Consider the following 3,167-nt stretch of genomic DNA (forward strand, 5'->3'; position numbering starts at 1 on the left):
ACAAAGGGCATGGTGTGTTCCAACCATGCCCTTTTTTAATGTGACAGGCTTTCTGTCAGGCGCTCTTTTAATTCGATTTCTGCATCTTCGCTTAAAGCACTATCTTCATCAGTTGTGATAAAAAACACGTCTTCTACCTGATCACCCAGCGTATTGATTTTCGCATTGATCAATTGCACTTCACAGGCAAGGAAAACCTGTGCCACTGCAGATACAAGGCCCGGTCTATCATGTGTGAATAGCGACATGACAGTATGATTTTGCTGCATATTAGTTTCAAACTCGATACTGGGCTCAGTCTTGAATAACTTCATTGTACGAGGCGTAATTAATGGACAGTATGGTTTCACTTCACCCGTATTCGCCAGTTGTTTTTTCAGTGATTTGATAATCTCACCGGATTCCAAGGTTTCACCATTGACGATAAACGTATTGAGCGCATCTTGCTCACTGGTGATATTGACTTTGGCATCCAATACGTTCAACTGACATTGTTCCAGCGAAGAAGTGATGGCAGCAAATATACCGGGGCGATCACGCGTAACAATAAACAATTCTAGGGTGTGCTGTTCATTGTGCGTGCGTATTGCAATTAAGGGATCATCATCGGCATGATCGAGACGTTGTTCAGTTTGCCAGACTAACTCATCAATAGAGTGGCGCAGAAAATACTCCAGATCATAGGCTTGCCATAACTGGCCGATATCCTGTTGATGGCGACCTTTTGACAACAGAGTTTGCATTGCTTCCTGATATTTTTTATAACTTTTTTCACGTGTGCTTTTTGCTTGTGCTTCAGTGTGTTCAATCCATTGCCGTGTACTGTGGTAGAGCTGTCTAAGCAATGAATCCCGCCAGCCATTCCAAAGATTATCGTTTGTGGCTCGAATATCAGCCACAGTCAGTAAGTAAAGGTAATTGAGACGATCAGTGGTTTTGACCTGATCCGCAAATTTTTTAATGACATCAGGATCTTCCAGATCGCTTTTTTGAGCAGTGGCTGACATCGCAAGATGTTGTCTGACCAAAAATGTCACAGTATCCGTATCGTATTGACTTAAATTGTGCCTTTCACAAAATGCCTCGGCATCAGCCATACCCAACACACTGTGATCACCGCCACGTCCTTTGGCAATGTCATGATAAATACCTGCGATATAGAGAATTTCTGGTTTCGGTAGTTGATAAAAAATTTCCGAACAAAGTGGAAACTCGGTTTTATATTCCTCGCAGGAGAAACGACGCAGATTTCGAACAAGAAACAAGGTATGTTCGTCCACCGTGTAGGCGTGAAACAAATCATGCTGCATTTGTCCGACGATTCGCCCAAACTCAGGCAAGTATGCACCTAACACATCAAGTTCATTCATCCGCCTGAATTCATGCGTGATGCCTTTGGGCTGACGAATGATTTCCATAAACAAAGTGCGGTTTCGTATATCACGGCGGAACTTATCATCAATCAGATGCAGGTGGGCGTGAATCTGCCTAATCGTTGATGCTCTGACGCCTTTAATTTCAGGGTGCTGCTCAAGAACAAGAAACACTTCCAAAAGGGCATAGGGATAATACGCGAAGATACCTGGATTAATGGTTTCAAGGTAACCATTATGTGCCTGAAAACGACGGTTGATGATTTTGACCTGGCGGGTTTCATCAGCCTGAATAATCGTCTCTTCGAACAACTGTAAAAGAAGACTGTTCATTTGATCCACTGATCGTGCGCAGCGGTAATAGTCTTTCATGAAGTGCTCGACCGCCATGCGGTTGGCAGTATCTTTGTAACCTAATTGTTTGGCGAGTTCACGTTGATGATCAATCATCAACTTTTCTTGTTTACGTCCTGCCAGATGATGTAAGGCAAAGCGGATGGTCCATAAAAAGTCTTGCGCTTTTTGCAGCGTTTCAAATTCACTATTCGCAAGAAACCCTTTTTGTCTCAGACCTTCCAGATTTTTGACATCAAAATGTTGCTGAGCGACCCAGTTCACCACCTGTATGTCTCGAAGGCCGCCGGGAGACTCTTTGATATTAGGTTCAAGATGATTGGTGGTGTCGTTAAATTTCTGATGGCGTTGTTGCTGTTCTTCTCTTTTTAATTCGAAAAAGCGTTTTGTATCCCAAGTTTTATTGGTAACTGTCAGCTGTTGCAGCGATTCAAAAAGAGATTCATACCCGCAGAGAAAACGTGCCTCCAGCAGGTTTGTCGAGATCGTGATGTCTTCTTCAGCTTGTTGTCTACATTCCTGAATCGTTCTGACACTGTGGCCTATCTCGAGTCCAATATCCCATAATTGAGTCAGAAAATCGGACAAGGATTGTGGCGGATGCTCGGAAACAGATTCGTCCAGTAATACAAGCAAGTCGATATCAGAAAAAGGATGTAGCTCACCACGGCCATAACCACCGACGGCAATAAGACTGACTGGCGATGCATCATCGATATGCTGCTGCCACATTTGCTGCAAAATTTCGTCAACAAATGCGGCTCGTTGATAAACCAGTTCTTCGACTGGAATCCCTTGATCGAACTGCTGTTTTAGAAATTCCTGACTTTGTTTCAATGCATGACGACAAAGCTCACTATTGACTTCAGCATCAGGTGGCATCACCAGGTTGCCAACTTCCCAGACGGACATTTCTTGTGGCGGCATCAAGGCGGACATCAGCTGGCTTTTTCTTCTTCCCGGAGCGTTAATATTTCATAGCCGTTATTCGTGACCAGAATCGTGTGTTCCCATTGTGCTGAAAGAGAGCGATCTTTGGTAACCACTGTCCAGCCATCGGGTAACTGGCGCACGTGTCGTTTACCGGCGTTAATCATGGGTTCAATGGTGAATGTCATACCTTCTTTCAGTTCCATCCCTGTTCCAGGCGTTCCGTAATGCAAAACTTGTGGTTCTTCATGAAATACCTGACCAATTCCATGCCCACAATACTCACGAACAACTGAAAATTTTTCTTTTTCGGCATGTTGCTGGATTGCATGCCCGATATCACCTAAGCGTATGCCAGGCTTGACCATGTCTATACCTATTAACATGGATTCACGGGCGACACGACATAAACGCTCAGCAAGGATAGATGTCTTTCCAACGTGGAACATTTTACTGGTATCACCGTGGTAGCCATCTTTTATAACAGTGACGTCAATATTAATGATATCG

At 43.9% G+C, this 3,167-nt stretch carries 1 protein-coding gene and 1 pseudogene (1 of these 2 running past the window's edge); both read right to left on the bottom strand.

Going from position 1 to position 3,167, the window contains the following annotated elements; all coding sequences use genetic code 11:
* Positions 1–35: 35 nt before the first annotated feature.
* A complete protein-coding gene (glnD, locus tag ACTF5U_RS04680; protein WP_438970482.1) occupies positions 36–2,666 on the bottom strand; it encodes a [protein-PII] uridylyltransferase in 2,631 nt (876 codons plus the stop codon).
* Positions 2,666–3,167 (bottom strand): annotated as a pseudogene (map, locus tag ACTF5U_RS04685) (type I methionyl aminopeptidase) (it continues 356 nt past the right edge of the window). The gene glnD and the pseudogene map overlap by 1 nt, the downstream one beginning before the upstream one ends.

It is taken from the genome of Methylophaga sp. (genome assembly GCF_965655755.1).
GTDB lineage: Bacteria > Pseudomonadota > Gammaproteobacteria > Nitrosococcales > Methylophagaceae > Methylophaga.

Bases quoted from the DNA above. Each gene is read 5' to 3' on its own strand.
- glnD (WP_438970482.1), bottom strand. From the start codon at position 2,666: ATGTCCGCCTTGATGCCGCCACAAGAAATGTCCGTCTGGGAAGTTGGC.